We start from the raw sequence: 23,995 nt of genomic DNA, 5'->3' as shown, positions 1-23,995 counted from the left end.
GGTCAAATCAGCGTCGGGCGGCGGGCACGGACGAACGCCGCCGGGGTGATGCCCTTCCACCGCTTGAAGGCGTGGATGAAGCTGGAGGCCTCGGCGTACCCGAGCCGGACTGCAACGTCCTCAATGGACAGTGCGCCGGTGGTCAGCAGCTCCTCCGCGAGCGCCTCGCGCACTTCGTCCTGCAGCGCGCGGAAACTGGTGCCGGACTCGTCGAGCTTGCGGCGCAGGGTCCGGATGCTCATGTTGAGCTCGCGTGCGACGCCGGGCATGCCCTCGGCGATCGCGCCGACGCGGGTGAGCTTCGCGCGAACTTCGTGCGCGATCCCGGCGCGGGCTCGCCGCCGGGACACCAGGTCCCGGCACTGCGCTTCGCACACCGCCACGGTCTGCGGGTTGGCCTGGGGCAGCGGCTGGTCCAGGTAGGTCGCGTCGAACGTGGCGGCGTTGGCTTCCTGGCCGAACAGCGGCGCCACGCCGAAGAACTGCTCGAGTTCGTCCGCTGTGGAGGGTTCGGGAAACCGGAAACCCAGGCTGGTCAACGGAACTCCGGCGGGCAGCAGCTCGCCGATCACGGTGTGGATGGCGCTGAGGTCCCGTTCGACGAGGAAACGGGACACGTCCGCGGGCAGTGCGCTGTCGTCGAGTTCGAGCAGGACCTGCCCGTCGACGAGACGCGCACGGGGGATGCTGAAGGTGAAGCTGAGGTCGAGGTAGCGCAGCGCGAGGTTGACCGCGTCGCGGATCGTCGTGCTGCTGATGAACGCGAACCCGAAGATCCCGAACGTGGTCGCGTGGTACTCGGTGCCCGCGGCCAGCCCGGCGTCCGGCAGCGCGGCCGCGAGGTTGCGGACCACCTGCAGCTCCTGATGCGCGTCGACCAGTGCCGCCGGGTCCGCGAGCTGGGCAGGCGTGAGCCCGCTGCCCGCCAGCAGCTGCTGCTCGGCGACGCCGTGGTCGGTGCCGAACCGGACCAGCAGGCACACGCTCGCGTTGCCCCTCGGGAAGTCCCAGTGCCGGACGACCGGCTCCGGTAGCTGCGTCATGGCCGAAATTATGGATCGTCTGACCGCTGTTGTCTTGGCCAGGGGCGGGGCGCCGCTCTACCGTCGTACCCGTGAGTAAGCCACGGACGTCTTACCGCCGCCCGACGGTCGCGATCATCGGCGCCGGATTCGGCGGGCTCGGGATGGCGATCACCCTGCAACGCGCGGGGTTCACCGACTTCAGAGTGTTCGAGAAAGCCGGGGACATCGGCGGGGTCTGGCGCGAGAACACGTACCCGGGCGCGGCCTGCGACGTGCCCTCGCCGCTGTACTCCTACAGCTACGCGCCGAACCGGACGTGGCCGCGTCGTTACTCGGAGCAGCCGGACATCCTCGAGTACCTGCGCCGCACCGCCACGAAGTTCGGCGTGCTGGACCGGGTGCGGCTGAACACCGAGGTCACCGGCGCGGAGTTCGACACGGACTCCCGGCGCTGGCGCGTCGAGACCGCCGACGGCGAGACCTTCGAGGCCGACGTGCTGATCCCTGCCGTCGGGCAGCTGTCGCGGCCCGCCGTGCCGGACATCCCTGGCGCGGACAGCTTCGCCGGCGAGATGTTCCACTCCGCGGAGTGGAACCACGACGTGGACCTGACCGGGAAGCGGGTGGCGGTGATCGGCACCGGCGCGAGCGCGATCCAGTTCGTGCCGAAGATCCAGCCGCTGGCCGGGAAGCTGACCGTCTTCCAGCGCACGGCGCCGTACGTGATCCCGAAGACCGACCGGAACTACACCCGCTGGCACCACCGCGTCTACCGCGCGCTGCCGGTGACCCAGCTGGCCGGGCGGGTCGGCACCTGGGGAATCGGCGAGCTGCTCACGATGGCGCTCACTTCCGTGCAACCACTGGGAAAACTGGTGCGGGCACTGTTCAGGTGGAACCTCGAGCGCGGCGTGCCCGACCCGGGACTGCGGAAGAAACTCGTGCCGGACTACCCGATCGGCTGTAAACGGCTGTTGTTCTCCAACGACTGGTACCCGGCGCTCGCGCAGTCCAATGTGGAGGTCGAGACCGGGGCGATCGAGGAGATCACGGCGGAGGGCGTGCGTACCGCGTCGGGGGTGCACGAGGCCGACGTGATCATCTACGGCACCGGGTTCAAGGCGACGGAATTCCTCGCGCCGATGAAGATCCGCGGCGTCGGCGGGCGCGAGCTGGCCACGGAATGGGCCGGCGGGGCGCACGCTTACCTCGGGATCAGCGTTCCCGACTTCCCCAACATGTTCCTCGTCTACGGGCCGAACACGAACCTCGGCGGCAACTCGATCATCTTCATGATGGAGCGCCAGTGCCGTTACATCATGCAGCTGCTGCGGCGCGGGTCCTGTGTGGACGTTCGGCGTGACGTGGCGGAGCGGTTCGACGCGGAGGTGCAGCACCGGCTCGCGCACAGCGTGTGGAGCGGGTGTTCGAGCTGGTACCGCGAGCCGAACGGGCGTATTTCGACCAACTGGCCGGGATTGGTGTGGGAGTACCACCGTCGCACGGCGAAGGTGGATTTCGGTGCATATCGTGAGGTTGCCTGATGGACTACGACGTACTGGTGATCGGCTCCGGGTTCGGGGGCAGCGTCAGCGCCTTGCGGCTGACCGAGAAGGGGTACCGGGTCGGCGTGCTCGAAGCCGGGAAACGGTTCGCGGACAAGGACTTCGCGAAGAACTCCTGGCATCTGCGCGACTATCTGTTCGCGCCGGGCGCCGGCTGCTACGGCATCCAGCGGATCACCATGCTGCGGGACGTGCTCGTGCTGACCGGTGCCGGGGTCGGCGGCGGTTCTCTGGTGTACGCCAACACGTTGTACGAACCGCCGGAGGCGTTCTACCGCGACTCGCAGTGGGGCCACATCACCGACTGGCGTGACGAGCTCGCGCCCCACTACGACCAGGCGAAGCGGATGCTCGGGGTCTCGGAGTACCCGCGCGTCAGCCCGTCGGACGAGGTGATGCACGGCGTGGCCGAGGACATGGGGGTCAGCGAGACCTACCATCCGGCGCAGGTGGGTGTGTTCTTCGGCGGTGAGCCCGGCGCGCGCGTCGCGGACCCGTTCTTCGGCGGCCTCGGCCCGGCGCGCAACGCGTGTACCCACTGCGGCGAATGCATGACCGGCTGCCGCCACAACGCGAAGAACACGCTGGTGAAGAACTACCTGTACCTGGCGGAACAGGCCGGCGCGACGGTGCACGAGCTGACCACGGTGACTGACGTGCGGCCGCGGCCGGGCGGCGGGTACACCGTGCACGTCAAGCGCACCGGCACGCGCGTCACGCGCACGTTCACTGCCGAGCAGGTCATCTTCGCGGCCGCTTCGCTTGGTACGCAACGACTTCTGCACCGGCTGCGGGACAACGGCAGCCTGCCGTTCCTGTCACAACGGCTGGGCATGCTGTCGCGCACGAACTCGGAAGCCGTGCTGGCGGCGAAAGCCCGTGGCGACGACGTCGACTACTCGGCCGGAGTTTCGATCACGTCGTCGATCCACCCCGACGCGCACACCCACATCGAACCGGTGCGCTACGGGCACGGCAGCAACCTGATGGGGTTGTTGATGACCGTGCTGGTGGACGCGAAGAAGGGGCGGCCGCGCTGGCTGCTCGGGTTGCGGGAAATGGTGCGGTACCGCAAGGATCTGCGCCGGCTGCTGAACCCGCGGCACTGGTCCGAGCGCACGATCGCGCTGCTGGTGATGCAGAGCCTGGACAACTCGCTGACGACGTACACCAAACGCGGGCTGTTCGGCAGGCGGATGACCACACGGCAGGGGATCGGCGAGCCGAACCCGGTGTGGGTCCCGGCGGGCCACGAGGCGACGCGGCACGTGGCCGAGCGGATCGACGGTATTCCCGGCGGGGCGTGGAGCGATTTCGTGAACATTCCGCTGACCGGTCATTTCATCGGCGGCTGCGCGATCGGTGACTCGGCGGAGTCCGGTGTGGTCGATCCGTACCACCGGCTGTACGGGAATCCCGGCCTGCACGTCGTGGACGGTTCGACCATCTCGGCGAACCTCGGCGTGAACCCGGCGCTGACGATCACCGCGCAGGCCGAACGCGCGATGTCGTTGTGGCCCAACAAAGGCGAAGCCGATCAGCGTCCGCCGCTCGGCGCGCGGTACGTGCGGCTGCGGCCGGTCGCCCCGAAGAACCCGGTCGTCCCCGAAGCCGCGCCCGGCGCGTTGCGGCTGTCCATCACCCCGAAGTGAGGCCTGCCCATGGATTACCCCGACGAGCCCTGGGACCTGCACGGGCACGGATACGTTTCGCTGTGGCTCGTGCCGGTGCGTTCGCTGCCCGCTTTGCCACCTGAGGTCACGGCTGTTTCGTTGTTCGGTAAGGCGATCGTCGCCACGGCGTTCGTGGATTACCTGCCGGGCAGCCTGTTGCCGTATCACGAATTGCTGGCCGGCGTGCTGGTGCGCCAGGGCAGGCGGGTGGGGCTGAGCATCACCGACATCTGGGTGGACAGCCCGACCTCGCGTGACGGCGGGCGTGAGCTGTGGGGGATTCCCAAGGAGCTGGCGGAGTTCAAACTCGTGCACGAGCCGACTTTCACCGGCACTGCCTCGGATTCGTCGTTGCTGGCCGAGGCCGAAGTGCGCCCGGTGACGCCAGGTTTGCCGCTGCCGTTCCCCGTGACCGGCACCGTGCTGCAGACGCTCCACGACGAGCTGGCCCGGACGCCGGTTCGCGCGCGAGGGCGGATCCGGTGGGCCAACGGCCGTTGGCGTACCGCGGGTTCCTTGTCCTGGCTGACCGGCAACCGTCCTTTCGCGACGGTCAAGGCGGAGGATTTCGAGCTGCGCTTCGGGCCTCGGGCCCGGTAGGGCCTACTGAGGCACCCCGCCCAGCCTGATCAACTTCGACCCGCCTGCCTCCACCGGCTCACCGCAGTGGGCGCAGACCATGCGGGTGTGCAGCGTGGCTCCGCAGGTGTGCTCCCACTCCGTGGGGGCCGGGCCCTCTGTCACGTGGCGGTCGCCCCAATCCATCAGCGCGTGCAGGATCGGGGCGAGTTCGCGGCCCGCCGCCGTCGGGACGTACTCGAAGCGCGGTGGGTGCTCCTCGTACTGTTCCTTCTCCAGCACCCCGGCCTCGACCAGCTTGCGCAGCCGCGTGGCCAGGATGTCGCGGCTGGCGCCGGTGTTCGCGGCGATCCGGTCGAACCGGCGGACGCCGAGCAGCACCTCCCGCAACGCGAGCAGACTCCAGCGTTCGCCGATCACGCCGAGCGCGTTGGCGATCGAGCATTCGCGGGCTGACATCGGGCACACCTCCTCGTCTTGTAATCCAACTTAGCACGTGAGACTGTGAGTTTGGTTTTCCAACTCATGGAGAGGTGTCCCCAGTGACCGAGCTTCCGCCGAAGATCGCCCATCACCCGTCGGTGCGCCGGGTGCTCGAACGCGGGCCGTCGCCCAGGCCCACGGTGATCGACTTCGCCTGGCTCCGCGAGATCGCGCTCGCTGCCGGCGCGGACGACGTCGCCGCCGTCTCCCTTGATCACCCGGAGCTGGCGGGCGAGGTGCCGCACGTGCTGAACGCCCTGCCCGGCACGCGCAGCCTGGTGTCGCTGGTGGTCCGGATGAACCGCGACAACGTCCGCAGCCCCGCGCGCAGCGTCGCGAACCAGGAGTTCCATCGCAGCGGCGAAATCATCAACGAGGCGGCCCGCGAGATCACCACGGCGTTGCAGGACGCGGGGCATCGCGCGATCAACCCGTCGGCCACGTTCCCGATGGAGATGGACCGCTATCCCGGCCGGATCTGGGTGGTGGCGCACAAGACGGTCGCCGTCGCGGCGGGGTTGGGCGTGATGGGGATCCACCGCAACGTGATCCATCCGCGCTTCGGCAATTTCGTCCTGCTCGCGACGTTGCTCGTGGACGCCGAAGTGAGCGAGTACGGCGAGCCGCTGGACTACAGCCCTTGCCTGGAATGCAAACTGTGCGTCGCGGCCTGCCCGGTCGGCGCGATCGGGAAGGACGGGGCGTTCGATCCGGCGGCGTGCTCCACCCACAACTACCGGGAATTCATGGGCGGGTTCACGGACTGGGTCGAAACGATCGCGGACAGCGAGAACGGCGCCGATTTCCGCGAGCGGGTGAGCACCGCGGAGAACGCCTCGATGTGGCAGAGCCTCTCGTTCAAGGCCAACTACAAAGCGGCCTACTGCATGGCTGTCTGCCCGGCGGGCGAGGACGTGCTCGCGCCCTATCTGGAGGACCGGAAGCAGTTCCTCGCCGACGTTCTGCGGCCACTGCAGGACAAGGAAGAGACCGTCTACGTCAAACCGGGCTCCCCGGCCGGCGAGTACGCCCGGCGGCGGTTTCCCCGGAAGAACGTCAAAGAGGTCTGATTGGATCACCCCCGGTCCGGGTACGCCGTGGTGCGCGACACCACAATCGAAGGACGGGAATCATCCGGGCCGGATGTGCGTTAATTCCCCGGCTGGTTTGCGACCGCCTCGTCTCCTCCTCCCTTTCGAGAGCAGACGGGGCGGAGCCATGTCCACGAAACGCCAGGAGAGGAGGCGGCACGAGATGAAGAGCGACCACGTCGAGTGGCAGCACCGGGCCGCCTGCCGGGACGAGGACCCCGAGTTGTTCTTCCCCGTGTCCGAGATGGGCCCGGGTGCCCGGCAGGTAGCGCAGGCGAAGGCCGTCTGCGCTCGCTGTCCGGTCCGCGCGGAGTGTTTGAGTTCCGCGTTGGATGCCGGTCTGGACTACGGAATCTTCGGGGGATTGACCGGAAGCGAGCGGCGCAAGCTGGTTCGCCGGTCCCCAGCCGGAGCGGCCTGACCGCTCCGGTCCTGGGCTGGGGAGTCCGGACGAGGCATGGAAGCGCACCGTGCGGCCCATCGGGTTCCGCGGTGCGCTTTTGCCTGTCCGGTCACTGATCGTGAGTATTCTCTCGGCGACGGCGAACTGCCTGGTGCCGTTACGCCAGGTGCCCCAGCCGGGCTGTACAGACCGTTCTGTCCATGCTAAACAGTGGCCAGAAGCGGTTGAAAGCACAGCCGCGGAGGTCTCGCTGGGTGTCCTGGCCCGCTGGCCCCGTCCGGAGGTATGTGCTGTGGTCGCCGTCGTCGAACATTCGTTGTTCCGGCCCGTGTCGCACGCTGCCGCCGACGATGTGGTCCGCGACGACCAGGCTCCCGCCGCCCGGCCGGAGCGTGTCCTGTTCCGGCGCGGCCGGGCCTCGCGCACAACCAGTCCGTTGATGGGAGTTGTCCCTTGAGCTGTGAGATATTTACGCCGTGAGTGAAGCCGATTCGACCCAAGCCGGTACCCAGAGCGGGCAGATCGTGCAGGTCACCGTGGAGAAGCACGGTGAGGCCGCGGTACTCGCCGTGTCGGGGGACATCGACATGGTCACCGCTCCGGAGTTCGAGAAGGCGCTGATGGCTGCGCTGCGTGACCGGCCGGAGCGGCTGGTCGTCGACCTGAGTGGGGTGGACTTCCTCGGCTCCGCGGGGCTCACCGCCTTGGTCGCGGCGCACCAGGAAGCCGGTGAGCGGACGTCGCTGCGCGTCGTCGCGGAGAGCAACGCCACGGCGCGTCCGCTCCAGCTGACCGGCCTCGATCAGGAGATCACCGTGTGCCGCAACCGTCCCGAGGCACTGGCCGACTGATCCGGCGCTGTCTTCGAGCTGTCACCGCCTTCGGGGCGGGCGCGCCAGTCCGCGTTCGTGGGCGGTGGCATCTCGGTTTGGGTGATGGCGTTCGAGGTGGGCGGCTCCCGTAGTTTCCGTTTCCGCGCGAGCTCTTCTTGCGGCGTCGGCCGTGCCTCTCCACCCGCTGCGGCGCGGGTTTTCGTGGTCATACTGCGGAGTCTTGCTCAGCAGTTGGCCGCGAATTGTCGGTGCTCGCTCAAGGTGGGGTGCTCTCGTAGCTTCGGTTCCGCGTGAGCTCTTTGTGCGGCGTCGTCCCCGAGGCACTGGCCGACTGATCCGGCGTGGTGGGGGCCGGGCTCGCGGCCCCCACCATCAGCCAGGTCAGTGCACGTTGAACGTGTCCGGGTCAGGGCCGGTGCGCTCGCCCCGATCCAAAGTGGACAGAGCGGCGACGTCGGCCTCGGTCAGGTCGAAGTCGAACACCGCGAGGTTCTCCCGGATCCGCGCCGGGGTGACCGATTTCGGGATCACCACATTGCCCAGCTGCAGATGCCAGCGCAGCACGATCTGGGCCGGGCTGCGGTCGTAGGACTCGGCGAGCCTCCGCACCACCGGGTCCGCGAGCAGGGCGCCGCCCTTCGCGAGCGGGCTCCACGCTTCGGTCGCGATGCCGTGCTCGGCGTTGTACTTCCGTGCCTCGACCTGGGTCAGGTACGGGTGCAACTCGATCTGGTTCACCGCCGGGACCACGTCGCCGCCGAGTCGCTCCAGGTGCGAGGGCTGGAAGTTCGACACGCCGATGGCGCGGACGAGCCCGTCGGCGTGGAGCTTTTCCAGCGCGCGCCAGGACTCGGCGTACTGGTCCAGCTCCGGCACCGGCCAGTGGATGAGGTACAGGTCGACGTACTCGAGGCCGAGCAGCTTCCGGCTGTTCTCGAAGGCGCGCAGCGCTTCGTCGTAACCCTGGTCGCTGTTCCAGAGCTTCGTCGTGACAAACAGCTCGTCGCGCGGCAGCCCGGACTCGGCGATGGCGCGGCCGACTCCGGCCTCGTTCCCGTAGACGGTGGCCGTGTCGATGCTGCGGTACCCGGCTTCCAGCGCGTTCCGGACGGCTTCCCGCGTCTCGGCTTCGGGCACCTGGAAGACGCCGTATCCCAGTTGCGGCATGGTGACGCCGTTGTTCAGGGTGATCGTATTCATTCGGGTGGCATTTCCTTTCAGTGCACAGTGGACAGAGCCGGTTCGGTGCGGCGGACCCGGTCCAGCAGACCGGAGATCACCGCCACCACCAATCCGGCGGCGGCCAGCACCGCGCCGATCCAGTTCGGCGCGGTGTACCCGAGCCCGTGTTCGATCGCGAGGCCGCCGAGCCAGGCGCCGCCGGCGTTGCCGAGGTTGAAGGCGCCGATGTTGGCCGCCGAGGCCAGCGCGGGGGCACCCTCGGCCTTGGCCATCACCCTGGCCTGCAGGGGTGGCACGGTGGCGAACCCGGCCATCCCGAACGCCAGGATGGTGATGGCGGCCGGCAGCTGAGAGTGCGCGGTGAACACGAATACCAGCAGTACCACGGACAGCGCGGCCAGGATCACGTAGAGGCTCGGCATGAGCGAACGGTCCGCGGCCCGCCCGCCCACCACGTTGCCGATGACGAGCCCGACCCCGAACAGCACCAGCAGCCACGTGACGGCGCCGCCCGGGAAGCCGGCGACCCCGGTCATCATGGGCGTGATGTAGGTGAACGACGCGAACACCCCACCGAAGCCGAGCGTGGTCATCGCCAGCGCGAGCCACACCTGCGGCCGCCGGAACACCGCGAGCTCCTTGCGCAGCCCGGCTCCCGCCGTCGTGGTCTGTTTCGGGACGAGCGCGGCGATGCCGATCAGCCCGGCGACGCCGAGCGCGCTCACCGCCCAGAACGTGGACCGCCAGCCGAAGGCCTGGCCGAGCGCCGTCCCGCCCGGGACGCCGAGCACGTTGGCGACGGTCAGCCCGGTGAACATCATCGCTATCGCGCTCGCCTGTTTCGACGGTGCGACAAGGGAAGCCGCGACGACCGAGCCCACGCCGAAGAACGCGCCGTGCGACAGGGCCGCGACCACCCGCCCGGTCATCAGGAGCCCGTAGCTCGGGGCCAGCGCGGAGATGAGATTGCCGAGGATGAACAAGCCCATCAGCGAGACCAGCACGGTCTTGCGGGGCACGCGGGAGCCCAAGGCGGTGAGCGTCGGAGCGCCGACCACGACGCCCAGGGCGTACCCCGAGATGAGCAGGCCCGCGGTCGGGATGGACACCCCGAAATCGCCCGCGACCTCGGGCAACAGGCCCATGATCACGAACTCGGTCGTGCCGATGCCGAAGGCGCTCAGCGCCAACGCGAACAGGGCGGCAGGCATGATCCCTTCCTTTAGGAGACGTTTGCAATAGTTGCACACGCGGGTAATTGCACGCGTCGCCTACCGTAGCATGCAATGATGAAGGGGCGAGGTGGATGAGCCGAGAGGAGCGGTGAACCGTGTCACTCGACGACGACGCCGTCGAAGCCCGGGCGCAGGGCTGGCGCACGCTTGCCGCGTTGCACGCGCGGATCGAGGACAAGCTCGAGCGCGCGTTGCAGCAGTCGCACAAGCTGTCCGTGAGCGAATACACCGTGCTTGACGTGCTCGCGCGGCAGGACGGTTTTCATCTGCGGATGAACCAGTTGGCCAATGCCGTGGTGCTGAGCCAGTCCGCCACGACGCGGCTGGTGGCCCGCCTGGAGGCGCGCGGTTTGCTGGAGCGCTACCTGTGTGCCGACGACCGGCGCGGCATCTACACCGAGGTCACCAAGGCGGGGCAGGCGTTGCTCGATGACGCGCGCCCGACCCACGACGGGGCGCTCGCCGGCGCACTGGCCGGGGCGGAGGAGCTGCCCGAGCTGGCGCCGTTGGTCGACGCGCTGGGGAAACTGGCGCTGCCGGCGGGGCAGTAGGCGCTGATCGCGATCGGGAGCGGTCGGGGGTCGCGCACATGGCCGGCCGACACGGCCGGGCCGGAGCGCCGGTCAGTAGCTTGAGCGGCATGGGCGGCGCATACGAACTGATCACGGGGTTGCGGGCGACGCGATGGTTCACCGGGGAGGCGGTCACCGAGGACGAGGTGACCGAGATCGTCGAGGCCGCGCGGCTCGTGGGGTTCGTTCCCCCTTGGCAGGCGCGGCATGCCGTCGCGCTGGGCTGACCTGCGGTCGCGGTCGCCGGGCGCTCGGCGGTGCCGACGGGGCGCAAAGCACTGGAAGAACTGCTGACGCACCTGGACTGACTGTCCGTTATGGACGCTTGTCGAGGCCGAGTTTCTCGAAGTCCTCGATGGTCCAGATCTTGACCTCCTCGATGTGCACCGCCAGCTTCGACGCCGTGGCCGCGGGCTTCCTGGCCAGCATCGCGTCCACGATCTCCAGATGCCGCCGCGTCGACCCCGAGATGCGGTGCGTGCCGGTGGCGCCGACGACGCGCATCCACTGCACGTAGGCCTCCACCGAATCACGCACGCGGATCAGCCGTTCGTTGCGCGAGTACGTCATGATCGTCTGGTGCAGGCGCTGGTCGCTCTCGAAGAAGGGCTCGTAATCCCCGTCTTCGGCCTTGCGCTCCGCCTCCGTGATCTCGGCCCGCAGCTCGTGCAGCAGGTCCTCCGGGATGTTCCGCGCCGCATCCGCGGCTGCGGCCCATTCGATCCCGCGCCGCAGGTCGCACACCTCGCGGATGTCCTTGGTGGTCAGCCGCGCGACGAAGGTGCCCGACCGCGGTTTGGTGCTGACCAGGCCGTCGATCTCCAGCCTGGCCAGCGCCTCCCGCAGCGGGGTCTTCGAAATCCCGAGCTCGGCGATCATCGCGGGCAGGTCGATCCGCTGCCCCGGCTCGAGCCTCCCGTGCACGATCCGGTTCCGCAGCAGGCGGTAGATCTGCTCGGACAACTTGTCCGTCACGATCTCGACGTCCGGCGCCATCCCGCCTCACCTCCTTGCGATCGACCCGCGCGATCTTAGTGTCCGCCGCCTACCCGCGTGCCTGCCATCGCCCATCGACGCGCCGCGGCACCCGGAATCGGTCCGCCGGCTCGTCCAGCAGTTCCGGCGGCAACACCGCCTCCGGCGCGTCCTGCCACGTGACCGGCCGCAGGAACCGCCGCACCGAAGTCATCCCCACCGACGTGTGCAACGCCGAAGTGGTGGACGGCCACGGGCCGCCATGATTTTGCGCCCAGGACACGGCGACGCCGGTCGGGTAGCCGTCGAACAGCACCCGGCCGCTGCGCGAACGCAGGGTCCGCACCAGCTCGGTCACGTCGTCCGACTGTCCTTTGTGCACCGTTGCCGTCAGCGAGCCGGGGACCTTCGCCAACGCCGCGTCCAGATCGTCTTCGCCCGTGTAGCGGACGAGGACGGTCGCGGGGCCGAAGCACTCGTCGGCCATCGGCTCCGTGAACTCCTTGGCGGACACCGAGAACAGCCGCCCGCCCGCCTCATGCACGACCTCGGCCACTCCCTGCGTGGCGAGCTCGTCCGCCCGGCGTTCGAACGCCTCGCGGATGCCGGGCGTGAGCATGGTCTGCTCCGGCCTGGTCCGGAAAACCTCGGCCATCCCGTCCGCGATGCGTTGCCCTGCCTCGGAATCCGGCAGGAACACCAGCCCGGGCTTCGTGCAGAACTGGCCGGCTCCTTGCAGTGCCGACCCGGCCAGGCCGCTCGCCAGCTGCTCCGAACGCTCCGCCGCGGCCGCGGCGGTGACGACGACCGGGTTGATACTTCCCAGCTCGCCGTAGAACGGGATGGGCTCGGGCCGGTTCGCGGCCAGCTCGCCCAGCGCGCGGCCACCGGCGGGCGAGCCGGTGAACGCCGCGGCCTTGATCGCCGGATGCGTGATCAGGTCGACCCCGGCCTGCTGCCCGAACACCAGCCCGAGCAACCCCGATGGTGCACCTTTCGCTTGCGCCGCACGGGAAAGCGCGTCGAAACAGCGCTGGGAGGTTTCCGGGTGCGCCGGATGCGCCTTCACGACGACGGGACAGCCCGCGGCGAGCGCGGCCGCCGTGTCGCCGCCCGGCACCGAGAACGCCAGCGGGAAGTTGCTCGCGCCGAAAACCGCGACCGGGCCGAGCGGCACCAGCATCCGGCGCAGGTCCGGGCGCGGCCCCATCGGCGTGTCCCCGGCGTGGTCGACGACCGCCTCGAGATACCCGCCCTCGCGGACGGTTTCACCGAACAGGCGCAGCTGGTATGCGGTCCTGGTCAGCTCGCCCCGTAGGCGCTTTTCGCCCAGCGAGGTCTCACGATCGGCCAGTTCGACGATCGCGTCGCCGTCGGCCTCGAGTTCGTCGGCCATCGCTTCGAGCAACGCCGCGCGGTCGTCCCGCGGGAGGTCTTCGGCCCAGCGCGCCGCCGAGGCCGCCGCCGTTACGACACTGTCCACTTCGGACGTCGTGCTCATTTTCCCTGCTCCGCCAGCAGACCCGCGGCCTCCAGTGCGGTGCTGATGGTCGCGCGCTCGGCGTCGGTGGCCGGGGTGAACGGGTGCCGCGGCAGCCCGCCCTGGCGGCCCTGCAGCTCCAGCGCCGCCTTGATGCGCGCGGGCAGGTTCGGCCCGTCGATCGCCGTCCACACACCGAGGATCACGTTGTGCAGGCGCAGCGCCTCTTCGTGATCACCACGCTGTACGGCATCCCACAGCTGCACCGAAAGCTTCGGCGTCACAGTCGGAATCGCCGCCAGCGCCCCGTGCGCGCCCATCACGAACGACGGGTAGTGGAGATCGTCCAGCGCGGCCAGCACGGTGATCTTGTCCTTGACCCGGTGCAGGATCTGCGCCAGCAGGTGGATGTCGCCACCGCTCTGCTTCACCGCGATGATCTCCGGGATCTCGGTGAGCCGCTCGATCACGTCCACGCCCAGCAGCGCCCACGGCACCACGTTGTACAGCACGATCGGCAGCCCGACCTCGGCCGCGATCTTCCGGTAGTACTCGACGCTCTCGTCCTCGGACGGCGAGAACACGTAGTGCACCGGCGTGACCTGCAGCGCGTCGACGCCCGCTTCCTTGAGCGCCTTGCCGTACCGGATGGCCTGCGCGGTCGAGTTCTGGATCACCCCGCCGATCACCGGCACCCGCCCGGCGACCTCCTCGACCACGGTGGCGCAGATCCGGGCGCTCTCCTCGGCGGAGAGGGTGTGCCCCTCGCCGGTGCTGCCGCAGGCGCAGATCGCCGTGACGCCGGAGTCGAGCAGGTACTTGATCTCGCCCCGCAGCAGGTCGTAGTCGACCTCGTCCTTCGCGTCGAAGGGGGTGACCACCGTGGCGATGATCCCCTGCAGTTCGAGCTTTGACATGGGTGGTTCTCCGTTCTCACGCGGTGCTTCAGGTGCATAGTATCAGAGATGAAAGATCTGATATTCTAGTTTGCACGGAATCAAAGGAGTGACCATGCCCGAAGCCGTTTCAACGGAGAACGACGGAGGCGCGCAGCCGGTGGACCGTGCCGCCGCGCGCCGGGTCGCCATCGCCAGTGCGCTCGGCACCACGGTGGAGTACTACGACTTCACCCTCTACGCGACCACTGCCGCGCTCGTCTTCAACAAGATCTTTTTTCCCTCGGTGTCCTCGGCGGTGGGGGCGCTCGCGTCGTTTTCGACCTTCTTCGTCGGCTATCTCGCGCGTCCGCTGGGCGGCGTGCTCTTCGGGCATTTCGGCGACCGGCTTGGCCGCAAGGCCATGCTGGTCACCACCCTGCTGATCATGGGGCTCGGCACGGTGCTGATCGGCGTGCTGCCCTCCTACGGCAGCATCGGCATCGCCGCGCCGATCCTGCTCGTGGTGATCCGCCTGCTGCAGGGCGTCGGCATGGGCGGAGAGTACGGCGGCGGCGTGCTGATGGCGATGGAGTTCGCGCCGCGCAACAGGCAGGGCTTTTACACCAGCCTCGTGCACATCGGCACCCCCGCCGGTGTGCTGATCCCGGTCGGCGTCGTGTCGATCCTCGACACCGTCATGACGGACGCGCAGTTCGAGTCCTGGGGGTGGCGGATCCCGTTCCTGCTCTCGGCCGTGCTGATCGCGGTCGGACTGTACCTGCGGCTGAAGATCAGTGAGAGCCCGGAATTCCGGCGATTCCGCGCCGAGGCCGACTCGCACAAGGTCCCGGTGGCCGCCGTCGCCAAGCACCACCTGCGCGACGTGCTGGCCTCGATCGTCGCCAAGATCGCCGAGAGCGGCCTGTTCAACGTCTACTACGTGGTCGCTTTGTCTTACGCCACAACACAACTGCACATGGCGAAGACCCCGGTGCTGCTGGGCATCCTGATCGCCTGCGCGCTGGAATGCCTGACCCTGCCGTACTTCGGGCGGTTGTCCGACCGCATCGGCAGGCGCCGCCTCTACATCGCCGGCGCGCTCTTCCAGCTCGTCCTTGCCGTTCCGTTCTTCCTGCTGATGGACACGCGCAACCCGGTGTTGATCACCGTGGCGATGTCGCTCGGGCTGGCCGTCGGGCACGGCGCGATGTACGGCGCGCAGGCCGCGCTGTTCGCCAACCTCTACCCGGTCGACGTCCGCTACACCGGGCTGTCGATCACCCAACAGTTCGGCGCCACCCTCGGCGGCGGGCTTTCGCCGCTGCTCGGCTCGGCCCTGATCGTCGCAGGTGGCGGCAGCTGGGGCTGGGTCGTGGTCTACATGATCGCGGTGGCGGTCGTGTCCAGTTTGTGTACCGTCCCGTTACGTCGTGGAGAAATCACCACCACGCCGAAGGTCACCACCACTACAGGAGCCGCTCGATGAGCTACTTCGCGAACTCGCCCGACGACCTGGTCGATCGTGCGCTCGCCGGGTTCGCCCGCGCGCACGCCGGCCTGGTGTCCCACACGCCCGATCCGGGTTACCTGAGCGCTGTCGCGCCGGCGCCCGGACGAGTGGTCGGGCTCGTCTCGGGCGGGGGCTCGGGGCACGAGCCGATGCACGCCGGGTTCGTCGGCCGCGGCCTGCTCGACGCGGCGTGCCCCGGCCGGATCTTCGCGTCCCCGCACAACCGCCAGGTTTACGAAGCTTCGCGCGCCGTCGCGAAGGCCGACGGGGTGCTGCACATCGTGAAGAACTACACGGGTGACCGGATCAACTTCGGCATCGCCGCGGAACGCCTGCAGCACGACGGGATCCGCTGCGAACGCGTGCTCGTGGACGACGACGTGGCCACCGACTCCGAGGACATCGCGGTCGGCCGCCGGGGCACCGGCGCGACGGTCATCGTGGAGAAGCTGCTCGGCGCGGCGGCCGACGAAGGCCGTTCCCTCACCGACCTGGCGGGCCTCGGCAAGCAGATCGTGGACGCCAGCCGGAGCATCGCCGTCGCCTCGGCGGCGCAGACGTCACCCGGCACCGGCCGCCCGGCGTTCGAACTGCCCGAAAACGCCGTGGAATACGGCGTCGGCATCCACGGTGAACGATCCGGTGAGGTACGCCACGACGCCGCGATCGACGGCCTCGTGCGCGACATGACGGAGGCGCTGATCTCCTCGCTGCGCCTCGAAAGCGGCGCGCGCGTCATCGCACTGGCGAACGGGCTCGGCGGGGTCACGCCGCTGGAGTTGTACGGGATCTTCGACCGGTTGGCCGTATTGCTGGCCGAACGCGGCGTGGTGCTGGAACGGCAGCTGGTCGGTTCCGTGGTGACCGCGCTGGACATGCGCGGGTTTTCCCTGTCGCTGACGCGCACCGACGACGAACTGACCGGACTGTGGGACGCCCCCGCGCAGTCCGCCGCCTGGCACAACGAGGAGGCCCGATGACGGACATCACCGCACGCCAATGGATCCTGGGCTTCGCCGACCGGGTCCTGACCAACGAGCCGCGGCTCACCGAGTTCGACCAGGCGGCGGGCGACGGTGACTTCGGCGCCAACATCGCGGGAGCCGTGAAGCTCGTGCAGGCGGAGCTGGCCGCCGTGCCGGACAGCGCGTCCGCGAACGAGGTGCTGTCCATCACGGCAACGGTGTTCCTGGACAAGGTGGGCGGCACCAGCGGCCCGTTGTTCGGGCTGCTGTTCCAGGCGCTGGCCAAGGCCGCGGGCGAGACGCTCACCGGACCCGCGCTCGCCGAGGGCACCGCCGAAGGGCTCGCCGCGATCCAGCGGGTGGGCGAGGCGCAGGTCGGCGACAAGACTCTGGTCGACGCGCTTTCCCCGGCCGCGGAAGCGTTGCGTGGCCTGGGTGACGGGGCCACACTCGAGGGGGCCTTCGAAGCCGCGGCGGCGGCCGCCGTCGACGGTGCCCGGCGCACCAAGGACATCCGGGCCCGCCGGGGCCGCGCGAGCTACGTCGGGGAGCACGCAGTCGGTGTGCCGGACCCCGGCGCGGCCACCATCGGCCTGCTCTTCGGTGCGTCCACAGTGGACTAGAAAAGGGAGCGGCCCCAGGTCACGTAGCTTGAAACCTGGGGCCTCGGGTCAGCAGGGTCCCCGGGAACCTCACGCCCGTCCTGCCGAGGTACCCGGTGTGGTGGGTGCGCCAAACCCCGGCGCGGCAGGCGCGTAGCACGACGATCTGCCAAGAACCATCCTCCACCTGGGGAAGCGACGGCGGCCACCGTGAACCGGCAGGATGGATTTCGCCGCAGTACTCGGCTGTTTTTCACGGGATGATTTCCTGGGGAACGGAGGCCGCGGTGGAGCTCGGCGAAATAGTGCGGTACCTGGACGGGATACCCGAGTTCGCGCAGCTGTGCACGGTGGACGAACAGAACGCCGCGGTCGACGCGCTGGCGGCGGAGTTCCCGGCGGCGCGGCTGCGGCGGATCGGCACGTCCCGTCTCGGCGAGCCGCTGCGGCTGCTGTCGATCGGAGCAGGCCCGGACCACGCGCTCGTGGTGGGCGGCCCGCACCCCAACGAGCCGATCGGGCTCCTCACCGTGCTCGTGCTGGCCAGGCTGGTCGCCGGAGATCCCCGGCTGCGGGACGGGGTGACCTGGGATTTCGTGCCCTGCATCGATCCCGACGGCACGCGGATGAACGAAGGCTGGTTCACCGGGCCGCACACCATCCGCCGTTACCACGAGGGGTTCTACCGGCCCGCCACCGCGGACCAGCCGGAGTGGACCTTCCCGGTCACCGACGAACGCGCCTGGTTCGACCGGATGCTGCCGGAGACGCAGGCGCTGGCCAGGGTGATCGACGAACTGCGGCCGAAGTTCCAGTATTCGCTGCACAACACGGATTTCGGCGGCGTCTTCTTCATACTGGCGCCGGAACCGCCCGGGACGGCGGAGGACCTCGCGACGGTCGCCGCCGCGGGCAGGGTGCCGTTGGCGCTGGGGCCGATCGACACGCTGGGCTGGGAAAGTCCCGGCCCCGGCGTGTATCTGATGCCGCCGGCCGAGTCGGTGATCGAGGCGAGCGCGCGCGGGGTGGGGGCCGTGGAGGCGCGGCACGGCGGTTCGAGCACGCACTACGCGAGCCGCCACGGCACCACCACGTTGATCACGGAGGTGCCGTTCTGGCGCGTGCCCCAAGCCGCCGACGCACGTGATTCGGGGCAGCCCTACGACGAAGTGCTGCAGCGGACGGCGGGCGAGATGCGCGCCGACGAGGCGAAGCTCGCGGAGCTGGCGCGGTGGGTGCAGCCGGAATTGTGCGTACCTTCGCCGGTGTTGCGCGCGGTACGGGATTTCCTCGTGTACCCGGTGTCGATGGCGGCCACCCACGATCTGGTCGCGAAGGCCGTGACAGGCCGGAACGCGACCGTGGCGGAGGTGTTCGGCGCGGCGAGTGTGGTGCACATGCTGCGGATGCGCGCGGCGAGTGTGCTTCGACGGCAGCTCGCGCTGGAGCTGGCGGCGGGAAACCACACTCCGCTGCTGCGGGAGGGTTACCGGGAGATCGACAGGCTGTTCGGGGCCTGGTGCGAAAGCGCGGCGGCGGAGTTTTCCGAGGAGCCGTACCCGTTGCGGGATCTGGTCGGGGTGCAGGTGACCGCCGCGCTCGCCGTCGTGCGGCGGCTGGGGCTGGTTTGACATTTGTCATGCCGGACCGGTGACACCGCGGCCCTGCCGGGCGGGAGTGGCGCTGGACGACGCCGAGCCTGCGCCGGGTGGCGGCGCGCCACGGATCCCTGCCCGCGAGCCGGATTTCGCCCTCACGGCAAGGAAACAGCCCGCTGATCAGATTGACGAGCGCGGCTGGCTCTGACCGGCCGCGCTCGGCGAGACACCATTGTGGACAGTCAGTCCGTGCGGCGTTCCTCGGCCAGCGCGGCGAGGGCGGAGATGCCCTGCCGCAGGTCCTCACGGAACGCGGCGCGGTGGCCGAGTCCGTTCATCAGCGCGTTTTCCAGCTCCTGCACCACCGGCGCGCAGTCGTCGAGCAGCTCCCGGCCCGCGTCGGTGAGCGTGGCGAGCAGAATGCGTTTGTTGGACTCCAGGCTGTGGCGCGCGATGAGCCCGCGCTTCTCCAGCGTCGTGACCATCTCGTGCATGGTCTGCGGGCGCAGGAACGAGCGCCGCGCCAGCTGCGCCGAGGACAGCGCGCCGCGGTTCCGCAGCACCGTCAGCGCGGTGTACTGCAGCGTGGTCAGGCCGCGGGGCCGGAGCGCATCGTCCATCAGCGCGCGGATGACCAGCTCCAGGCGCTTGACCAGGTAGAGGGTCAGCGGCGCCGGGTCACCGTCGTCGTCCCCGTTGGTGCTCACCTCGAACATCATGTCACGTGGGGTGAGCGGCACCACCCGCGGGAATTCCGGCGCGGCCGGACCGTTGAGGCCGGTATGGAGCTGGAATTCGGGCTGGACACCTTCGGCGACGTGACGGCGGACGCCGAGGGCACCAAGCTGCCGTACGCCCAGGTGATCCGGAACGTCGTGGAGCAGGCCGTGCTGGCCGACTCGCTCGGCGTGGACGCCTTCGGGGGAAGGACTCGGTGAACGAACCGCGCCCGAGCGCCGACACCGCGAAGTCCTCGCGGTGGTGCTCGCCCAGCCCGCTCTTCGGCTACGACCTTGCCGACTACGAGCAGCTCTTCGAAGAGAAGGTGGACCTGATGGCGTACCTGCTCACCGAGCGGGCGGTCACGTGGGAGGGTTCGGTCCGGGCGGCGCTGACGAACCAGCAGGTGTACCCGAAGACCGAGTCCGGCAGGCTGCGCACCTGGGTCGGCGTCGGCGGCAGCCCGGAGTCCGTCATCCGTGCCGCCAGCTACGGATTTCCCTTGGTACTGGCCATAATCGGCGGTGCGCCCGCCCGGTTCAAACCGTATGTCGACCTGTACCACCAGGCGCTGGACCAGCTCGGGCTGGAACGTCTGCCGGTCGCCGTGCACGCCCCGGGTTTCGTCGCCGAGACCGACGAGGAGGCCGCGGAAACCCTGTGGCCGCACGCGCGCGTGATGACCGACCGGATCGGCGCGGAGCGTGGGTGGCCGCCGTTGACGAGGGAGCGGTTCGAGGCCGACATCGCGCACGGCGCGCAGCACGTCGGCTCGCCGGAGACGGTGGCGCGCAAGATCGCGGACACCGTGCGCACACTCGGCATCCAGCGGTTCGACCTCAAGTACTCCAACGGGACCCTGCCGCACGAGGCCATGATGAAGGGGATCGAGCTCTACGGATCCGTGGTGGTGCCGCGGGTGCGGGAGCTGTTGGCCAGCGAGCCTGCCACGGCCGGAGCGTGATCACACGGCCGAGGCGCTTGTCCGGGCGCGCTGGATCAGGTGGTCCAGCAAGGTGAGCAGCACTTCCTTGCCCGCCTCGCGTTTCCGCGCGTCCGTGAGCAGCACCGGCACGTCCGGGTCCAGGTCGAGCGCGTCGCGGATCTCGGCGGGCCGGTAGTGCGGCGCGCCGTCGAACTCGTTGACGGCCACCACGAACGGCAGCTCCCGGCGTTCGAAGAAGTCGATGGCGGCGAACGAGGTGTCGAGCCGCCGGGCGTCGGCCAGCACCACGGCGCCCAGCGCGCCCTGGGCCAGTTCGTCCCACAGGAACCAGAACCGGTCCTGCCCCGGCGTGCCGAACAGGTACAGGATCAGGCTCGAGTCGATACTGATGCGCCCGAAGTCGAGCGCGACGGTGGTGGTGGTCTTCGCCTCCACACCGGTCAGGTCGTCGACTCCCGCGGACAGCTCGCTCAGCGTCTCTTCGGTGCGCAGCGGGGCGATTTCCGAGACCGAGCCCACCATCGTCGTCTTCCCGACGCCGAACCCGCCGGCCACCAGTATCTTGACCGCGGCCGGAACGGGCTCAGAGTTTCCGGATGCCATCGCGCACCGCCTGCAGGAGTTGGAGATCCACCGGCCCGGTCTGGGCCGGTGGCGGGGACCGGAAGATCAGGTAACCGTCCTCGATGAGGTCACCGACGAGGATTTTGGTCACTGCCAGGGGTAAGTGGACCTTCGCGGAGATTTCGGCCACCGACAGCGGGTACTGGCACAGCCGCAGGATGTCCTCGTACTCCGGCTCGAGCGCGTGCGCGCCCGACGGCGGGCGCACGGCCACGACGAGCGTGATCATGTCGAGGTCGTGCCGCCGCTCGCTGGTGCGGCCGCGGGTCACCGCGTACGGGCGCACCAGCGGGCCGGCGGCCTCGTCGAACCAGTGTGCCCGCCGGTCGTTCATGAAACCCGGGGATGCGGATGCTGCTCGAACAGGCCGCGCCGCGGCGCGGTCGCCAGGTACGCGCCGACCCGCTGCACCATCTGGTTCATCTCGTAGGCGACCATGCCCATGTTGGCCGTTTCGCCGGTGAGCAGCGCCAGGCAGGCGTTGTCCCCGGCCGAGGTCACGAACATGACCGCCCGGTCCAGCTCGATCACGGTCTGCCGGACGCCGCCGCCGTCGAAGTGCGTGCCGGCGCTGCGGGCGAGACTCTGCAGTGCCGAAGACATCGCGCAGAAATGCTCCGCGTCCTCTGTGGACAGTCCGGTGGAGCTGCCGAGCAGCAGGCCGTCCGTGGACAGCACGACGGCGTGCCGCACGCCGGCGAGCCGGCGCACGAGGTCGTCGAGCAGCCAGTCGAGGTTACGGTTCTCGGAGGTGGTGTCCGCCATTGCCTTCTCGTTCGTCGGGTGCTGCTGCCGGAGGTTGGTCTGGACGGGTGCGCCTGCCCTGCCGGGTGCCGTTTTCGATGGCGGACAACAGGTCCCGCGCTTGCTCGGCGGCCTGCGGGCGGCGCGGCGACGGCTCACGCGTCGGCTCGCGGGCGGGACGGGCGAGCTGCGGGGCGATGCTGGCCTGGCGCCTCCTGCGCGGCAGCACCGGCCGGTCGTCGCGTTCGGCCGGCGGGGTGCCGTTGTTCGCGGGCCAGGCCACCGGCGCGGGCTCCGGCGCGGGTGGCGGAGGTGGCGGTGGCGCGTGGTTTTCCCCTGCTGCCACGGGTATCCGCGCGCGCCGCTTCGGCACCGGCTCGGCGTTCGTGGCGTCGTCGGCGATCAGGTTCGTCGGCACCAGCACGATCGCGCGGACACCGCCGTAGTCGGATTCGACGAGCCGGACGTTCGCGCCGGTGCGGGCGGCGAGCTGGGCGACCACGAAGATACCCAGCCGCGAATCGCTGGAAAGCGTGCTGACGCTGAAGTCCGGTGCTTCGCGCAGCGTTTCGTTCGCCCGCGCCATGTCCTGCTCCGACATGCCGAGACCCTGGTCGGTGATCTCCACGACCACGCCCTTGCCGACGACGTTGCCCGACACCTCCACCCGCGATTCGGGCGGGGAGAAGGAAGTCGCGTTGTCCACCAGCTCGGCCAGCAGGTGGATCAGGTCGGCCACGACGCTGCCCACGATCGCGAGGTCGGGCAGGCGGGTGGTGCGGACACGGGCGTAGTCCTCGGTTTCGGCGACCGCGCTGCGCACGATCTCCAGCAGTGGCACCGGGTTCCGCCACTGCCTGCCCGGCTGCTCGCCGCCGAGGATGATCAGGTTCTCCGCGTTGCGCCGTTCGCGGGTGGCCAGATGGTCCAGTTGGAAGAGCAGCTCGAGCTGCTCCGGGTCCTCCTGTTTGTATTCGGCCTTGTCCAGGATCTCCAGTTGCCGGTGCACCACGACCTGGCTGCGGTGCGCGATGTTGAGGAACACCGCGTTCACGCCGTCGCGGGTCTTGGCTTCGGTGACCGCGGCCGCGACGGCGGCGTGCTGTGCGCGGTTGAACGCGTCCGCCACCTGGCCGATCTCGTCGGTGCCGTAGTCCAGTTGCGCCACCTCGGTTTCGAGGTCCACGGGTTCGCCGGCGCGGAGCCGGTCCATGATCTGGGGCAGCTGTTCGTCGGCCAGTGCCAGCGTTTCCCCGCGCAGGCGCTTGAGCCTGCGGATCACGCGGTTCGACAGGCGCAGCGCCACCAGGAAAGCGGCGATCGTCAGCGCCAGCACACCGGCCCCGCCCAGGAGGGAATTCCGCGCCGTGCGTTCCCCGTAGTCGGCCGCGAGCGCGTTGGTGTGGTCGGCGGCGCCGGTCAGGATCTTCTGCAAGCTCTGGTTCACCTCCGCGCCGGCGGTCTGGTACTCGGCGGCGGTGAGCGGCAGGGCGGCGAACCGGCTGGAAGTCTGCGTACCGCGTTGCGTGATCGCGCTTTCCATCTTCGACAGGCCGGTCCACGCGGGGGTCGCCATGAGTTGCTGGTACAGCTGCCGTTCCGTGGGCTCCAAGCCGGTGACGACGCCGGTCATAAGTGTGTGGTACGAGCCGACCTGGTTGGTGAACTCCTGCAGGCGGGCGGGATCCATCGTGCCCGAGGTGACGGCCGCGCCGCCGACCGCGATGCTCCGGGAAAGCGCTTCCACGACGCGGATCATCGTCTCGCCGACGGTGTTGGCGGAGGAGATTTCGGCGTCCGGCGCCGTGCGGCCGATCGCCTGCATGCCCACGGGGAGCGCGTCGAGCAGCTGGTTGAAGAACGCGTAGGCGTCGGTGCCGGAGACCGTCTTCGCGTCGATCTGCCGGCGCAGCGTCGTTATCTGCTCGCCGAGCTGCTGGCGTTGCGCCGCCGACTGCTCGACCGACTGGTTGCCGAACGCGTTGAACGAGCTCCCGATCCCGGCGAGCCCGGCCAGCCCCGAGTCGGTGCGTTTACGCTGTGCCGCAAGGGCTTGCGTGGCCTGTTGGTCACCAGCCAACGACAGCAACGTCAGGCGGCGCTCCTCCTGCAACGTGGAGGCGTAGAGCAGTCCGGCGTCCTGCGCCTGGGTCAGCTGACTCGACCAGGTGCCGGCCTGGAGGCCCTGGACCACCAGGATGCTCGCGCCGCCCAGACCCGCGCCGAGCAGCGCGATGCTGGGCACGAGCGCGATGGCCAGAATCCGGCCGCGGACACCGAGCTTCGGCTTGAACACCGGCCAAACCGTACAC

26 protein-coding genes are annotated in these 23,995 nt (G+C 69.4%); 14 read left to right on the top strand and 12 right to left on the bottom strand.

Annotated elements, in window-relative coordinates; all coding sequences use genetic code 11:
• Positions 1 to 2: 2 nt before the first annotated feature.
• Positions 3 to 1,043 (bottom strand): AraC family transcriptional regulator, encoded by a 1,041-nt coding sequence (locus FPZ12_RS14465; protein ID WP_144757896.1) that lies wholly within the window; start codon positions 1,041 to 1,043, stop codon positions 3 to 5.
• A gap of 71 nt (positions 1,044 to 1,114) precedes the next feature.
• Here FPZ12_RS14465 and FPZ12_RS14460 point away from each other — a divergent pair, with 71 nt between their 5' ends.
• The 3 genes from FPZ12_RS14460 to FPZ12_RS14450 are packed head-to-tail and all read left to right on the top strand — an operon-like array spanning position 1,115 to position 4,863.
• On the top strand, positions 1,115 to 2,569 hold the full coding sequence (locus FPZ12_RS14460) for a flavin-containing monooxygenase (protein WP_279537805.1): 1,455 nt from the start codon (positions 1,115 to 1,117) through the stop codon (positions 2,567 to 2,569).
• Positions 2,569 to 4,242 carry an FAD-dependent oxidoreductase gene (locus tag FPZ12_RS14455; protein ID WP_144757895.1) on the top strand — a complete coding sequence of 558 codons (1,674 nt, stop codon included), beginning with the start codon at positions 2,569 to 2,571 and terminating at the stop codon, positions 4,240 to 4,242. Before FPZ12_RS14460 ends, FPZ12_RS14455 begins: the two co-directional genes overlap by 1 nt.
• Before the next feature lie 9 nt (positions 4,243 to 4,251).
• Positions 4,252 to 4,863 carry an acetoacetate decarboxylase family protein gene (locus tag FPZ12_RS14450; RefSeq protein WP_144757894.1) on the top strand — a complete coding sequence of 204 codons (612 nt, stop codon included), beginning with the start codon at positions 4,252 to 4,254 and terminating at the stop codon, positions 4,861 to 4,863.
• A 3-nt stretch (positions 4,864 to 4,866) separates the two neighbouring features.
• Here the strand turns inward: FPZ12_RS14450 and FPZ12_RS14445 are convergent, their stop codons facing one another.
• The gene (locus tag FPZ12_RS14445; protein WP_144757893.1) at positions 4,867 to 5,301 is read right to left on the bottom strand and encodes a winged helix-turn-helix transcriptional regulator; all 435 of its coding nucleotides are present in this window, start codon (positions 5,299 to 5,301) and stop codon (positions 4,867 to 4,869) included.
• An 83-nt stretch (positions 5,302 to 5,384) separates the two neighbouring features.
• Between FPZ12_RS14445 and FPZ12_RS14440 the strand changes: the two genes are divergently transcribed.
• From FPZ12_RS14440 to FPZ12_RS14430, 3 genes are all read left to right on the top strand, one after another.
• Positions 5,385 to 6,395, top strand: a complete 1,011-nt coding sequence (locus tag FPZ12_RS14440; RefSeq protein ID WP_144757892.1) for a 4Fe-4S binding protein — start codon at positions 5,385 to 5,387, stop codon at positions 6,393 to 6,395.
• A 184-nt stretch (positions 6,396 to 6,579) separates the two neighbouring features.
• On the top strand, positions 6,580 to 6,837 hold the full coding sequence (locus tag FPZ12_RS14435; protein ID WP_144757891.1) for a WhiB family transcriptional regulator: 258 nt from the start codon (positions 6,580 to 6,582) through the stop codon (positions 6,835 to 6,837).
• 458 nt (positions 6,838 to 7,295) lie between these two features.
• Complete coding sequence (locus tag FPZ12_RS14430) at positions 7,296 to 7,670, top strand: STAS domain-containing protein (protein ID WP_243769841.1); 375 nt, start codon at positions 7,296 to 7,298, stop codon at positions 7,668 to 7,670.
• A gap of 363 nt (positions 7,671 to 8,033) precedes the next feature.
• Here the strand turns inward: FPZ12_RS14430 and FPZ12_RS14425 are convergent, their stop codons facing one another.
• The gene (locus tag FPZ12_RS14425; RefSeq protein WP_144757890.1) at positions 8,034 to 8,852 is read right to left on the bottom strand and encodes an aldo/keto reductase; all 819 of its coding nucleotides are present in this window, start codon (positions 8,850 to 8,852) and stop codon (positions 8,034 to 8,036) included.
• A gap of 17 nt (positions 8,853 to 8,869) precedes the next feature.
• Complete coding sequence (locus FPZ12_RS14420; RefSeq protein ID WP_150980330.1) at positions 8,870 to 10,045, bottom strand: MFS transporter; 1,176 nt, start codon at positions 10,043 to 10,045, stop codon at positions 8,870 to 8,872.
• Positions 10,046 to 10,164: 119 nt separating this feature from the next.
• On the opposite strand from FPZ12_RS14420, the gene FPZ12_RS14415 reads away from it, so the two are divergent.
• Positions 10,165 to 10,620 (top strand): MarR family winged helix-turn-helix transcriptional regulator, encoded by a 456-nt coding sequence (locus tag FPZ12_RS14415; protein ID WP_144755066.1) that lies wholly within the window; start codon positions 10,165 to 10,167, stop codon positions 10,618 to 10,620.
• 89 nt (positions 10,621 to 10,709) lie between these two features.
• Positions 10,710 to 10,868, top strand: a complete 159-nt coding sequence (locus FPZ12_RS45570; protein ID WP_166462738.1) for a nitroreductase family protein — start codon at positions 10,710 to 10,712, stop codon at positions 10,866 to 10,868.
• A gap of 88 nt (positions 10,869 to 10,956) precedes the next feature.
• Here the strand turns inward: FPZ12_RS45570 and FPZ12_RS14410 are convergent, their stop codons facing one another.
• From FPZ12_RS14410 to FPZ12_RS14400, 3 genes are read right to left on the bottom strand one after another with little or no spacing between them, the layout of a single operon-like run.
• Positions 10,957 to 11,637, bottom strand: a complete 681-nt coding sequence (locus FPZ12_RS14410) for a GntR family transcriptional regulator (RefSeq protein WP_144755063.1) — start codon at positions 11,635 to 11,637, stop codon at positions 10,957 to 10,959.
• A gap of 49 nt (positions 11,638 to 11,686) precedes the next feature.
• Positions 11,687 to 13,117 carry an aldehyde dehydrogenase (NADP(+)) gene (locus FPZ12_RS14405; protein ID WP_144755060.1) on the bottom strand — a complete coding sequence of 477 codons (1,431 nt, stop codon included), beginning with the start codon at positions 13,115 to 13,117 and terminating at the stop codon, positions 11,687 to 11,689.
• A complete protein-coding gene (locus tag FPZ12_RS14400; RefSeq protein WP_144755057.1) occupies positions 13,114 to 14,013 on the bottom strand; it encodes a dihydrodipicolinate synthase family protein in 900 nt (299 codons plus the stop codon). Before FPZ12_RS14400 ends, FPZ12_RS14405 begins: the two co-directional genes overlap by 4 nt.
• Before the next feature lie 94 nt (positions 14,014 to 14,107).
• Here FPZ12_RS14400 and FPZ12_RS14395 point away from each other — a divergent pair, with 94 nt between their 5' ends.
• The 4 genes from FPZ12_RS14395 to FPZ12_RS14380 all read left to right on the top strand — a co-directional run bounded on the left by FPZ12_RS14395 (position 14,108) and on the right by FPZ12_RS14380 (position 18,682).
• Entirely contained in the window at positions 14,108 to 15,460 is a 1,353-nt protein-coding gene (locus tag FPZ12_RS14395; RefSeq protein WP_144755054.1) for an MFS transporter, read from the top strand.
• Entirely contained in the window at positions 15,457 to 16,464 is a 1,008-nt protein-coding gene (locus FPZ12_RS14390; RefSeq protein WP_144755051.1) for a dihydroxyacetone kinase subunit DhaK, read from the top strand. The genes FPZ12_RS14395 and FPZ12_RS14390 overlap by 4 nt, the downstream gene beginning before the upstream one ends.
• Positions 16,461 to 17,072: a dihydroxyacetone kinase subunit DhaL gene (gene dhaL / locus FPZ12_RS14385; RefSeq protein ID WP_144755048.1), complete on the top strand. Its 612-nt coding sequence runs from the start codon at positions 16,461 to 16,463 to the stop codon at positions 17,070 to 17,072. The genes FPZ12_RS14390 and dhaL overlap by 4 nt, the downstream gene beginning before the upstream one ends.
• Before the next feature lie 266 nt (positions 17,073 to 17,338).
• Complete coding sequence (locus tag FPZ12_RS14380; RefSeq protein ID WP_166462737.1) at positions 17,339 to 18,682, top strand: murein peptide amidase A; 1,344 nt, start codon at positions 17,339 to 17,341, stop codon at positions 18,680 to 18,682.
• A gap of 209 nt (positions 18,683 to 18,891) precedes the next feature.
• Here the strand turns inward: FPZ12_RS14380 and FPZ12_RS14375 are convergent, their stop codons facing one another.
• On the bottom strand, positions 18,892 to 19,368 hold the full coding sequence (locus FPZ12_RS14375; protein WP_144755042.1) for a MarR family winged helix-turn-helix transcriptional regulator: 477 nt from the start codon (positions 19,366 to 19,368) through the stop codon (positions 18,892 to 18,894).
• Between the two features lie 63 nt (positions 19,369 to 19,431).
• Here FPZ12_RS14375 and FPZ12_RS46390 point away from each other — a divergent pair, with 63 nt between their 5' ends.
• Together FPZ12_RS46390 and FPZ12_RS14370 are read left to right on the top strand one after the other, a co-directional pair.
• Positions 19,432 to 19,587: a hypothetical protein gene (locus FPZ12_RS46390; protein WP_243769839.1), complete on the top strand. Its 156-nt coding sequence runs from the start codon at positions 19,432 to 19,434 to the stop codon at positions 19,585 to 19,587.
• A complete protein-coding gene (locus FPZ12_RS14370; protein ID WP_243769838.1) occupies positions 19,584 to 20,333 on the top strand; it encodes an LLM class flavin-dependent oxidoreductase in 750 nt (249 codons plus the stop codon). The genes FPZ12_RS46390 and FPZ12_RS14370 overlap by 4 nt, the downstream gene beginning before the upstream one ends.
• Here the strand turns inward: FPZ12_RS14370 and FPZ12_RS14365 are convergent, their stop codons facing one another.
• Genes FPZ12_RS14365 through FPZ12_RS14350 form a run of 4 tightly spaced genes read right to left on the bottom strand, consistent with a single transcriptional unit; the run spans position 20,334 to position 23,979 of the window.
• Positions 20,334 to 20,918, bottom strand: coding sequence for a GTP-binding protein (locus FPZ12_RS14365; RefSeq protein ID WP_144755039.1), 585 nt, complete (start codon positions 20,916 to 20,918; stop codon positions 20,334 to 20,336).
• Positions 20,899 to 21,273, bottom strand: a complete 375-nt coding sequence (locus FPZ12_RS14360; RefSeq protein ID WP_144755036.1) for a DUF742 domain-containing protein — start codon at positions 21,271 to 21,273, stop codon at positions 20,899 to 20,901. The genes FPZ12_RS14365 and FPZ12_RS14360 overlap by 20 nt, the downstream gene beginning before the upstream one ends.
• Positions 21,270 to 21,704, bottom strand: a complete 435-nt coding sequence (locus FPZ12_RS14355; RefSeq protein WP_144755033.1) for a roadblock/LC7 domain-containing protein — start codon at positions 21,702 to 21,704, stop codon at positions 21,270 to 21,272. The genes FPZ12_RS14360 and FPZ12_RS14355 overlap by 4 nt, the downstream gene beginning before the upstream one ends.
• Positions 21,676 to 23,979 carry a sensor histidine kinase gene (locus FPZ12_RS14350; RefSeq protein WP_144755029.1) on the bottom strand — a complete coding sequence of 768 codons (2,304 nt, stop codon included), beginning with the start codon at positions 23,977 to 23,979 and terminating at the stop codon, positions 21,676 to 21,678. The genes FPZ12_RS14355 and FPZ12_RS14350 overlap by 29 nt, the downstream gene beginning before the upstream one ends.
• Between the last annotated feature and the right edge of the window lie 16 nt (positions 23,980 to 23,995).

The sequence above is a fragment of the Amycolatopsis acidicola genome, from assembly GCF_007713735.2.
Classification (GTDB): domain Bacteria; phylum Actinomycetota; class Actinomycetes; order Mycobacteriales; family Pseudonocardiaceae; genus Amycolatopsis_E; species Amycolatopsis_E acidicola.
This window is presented reverse-complemented; position numbering and strand designations above follow the sequence as displayed.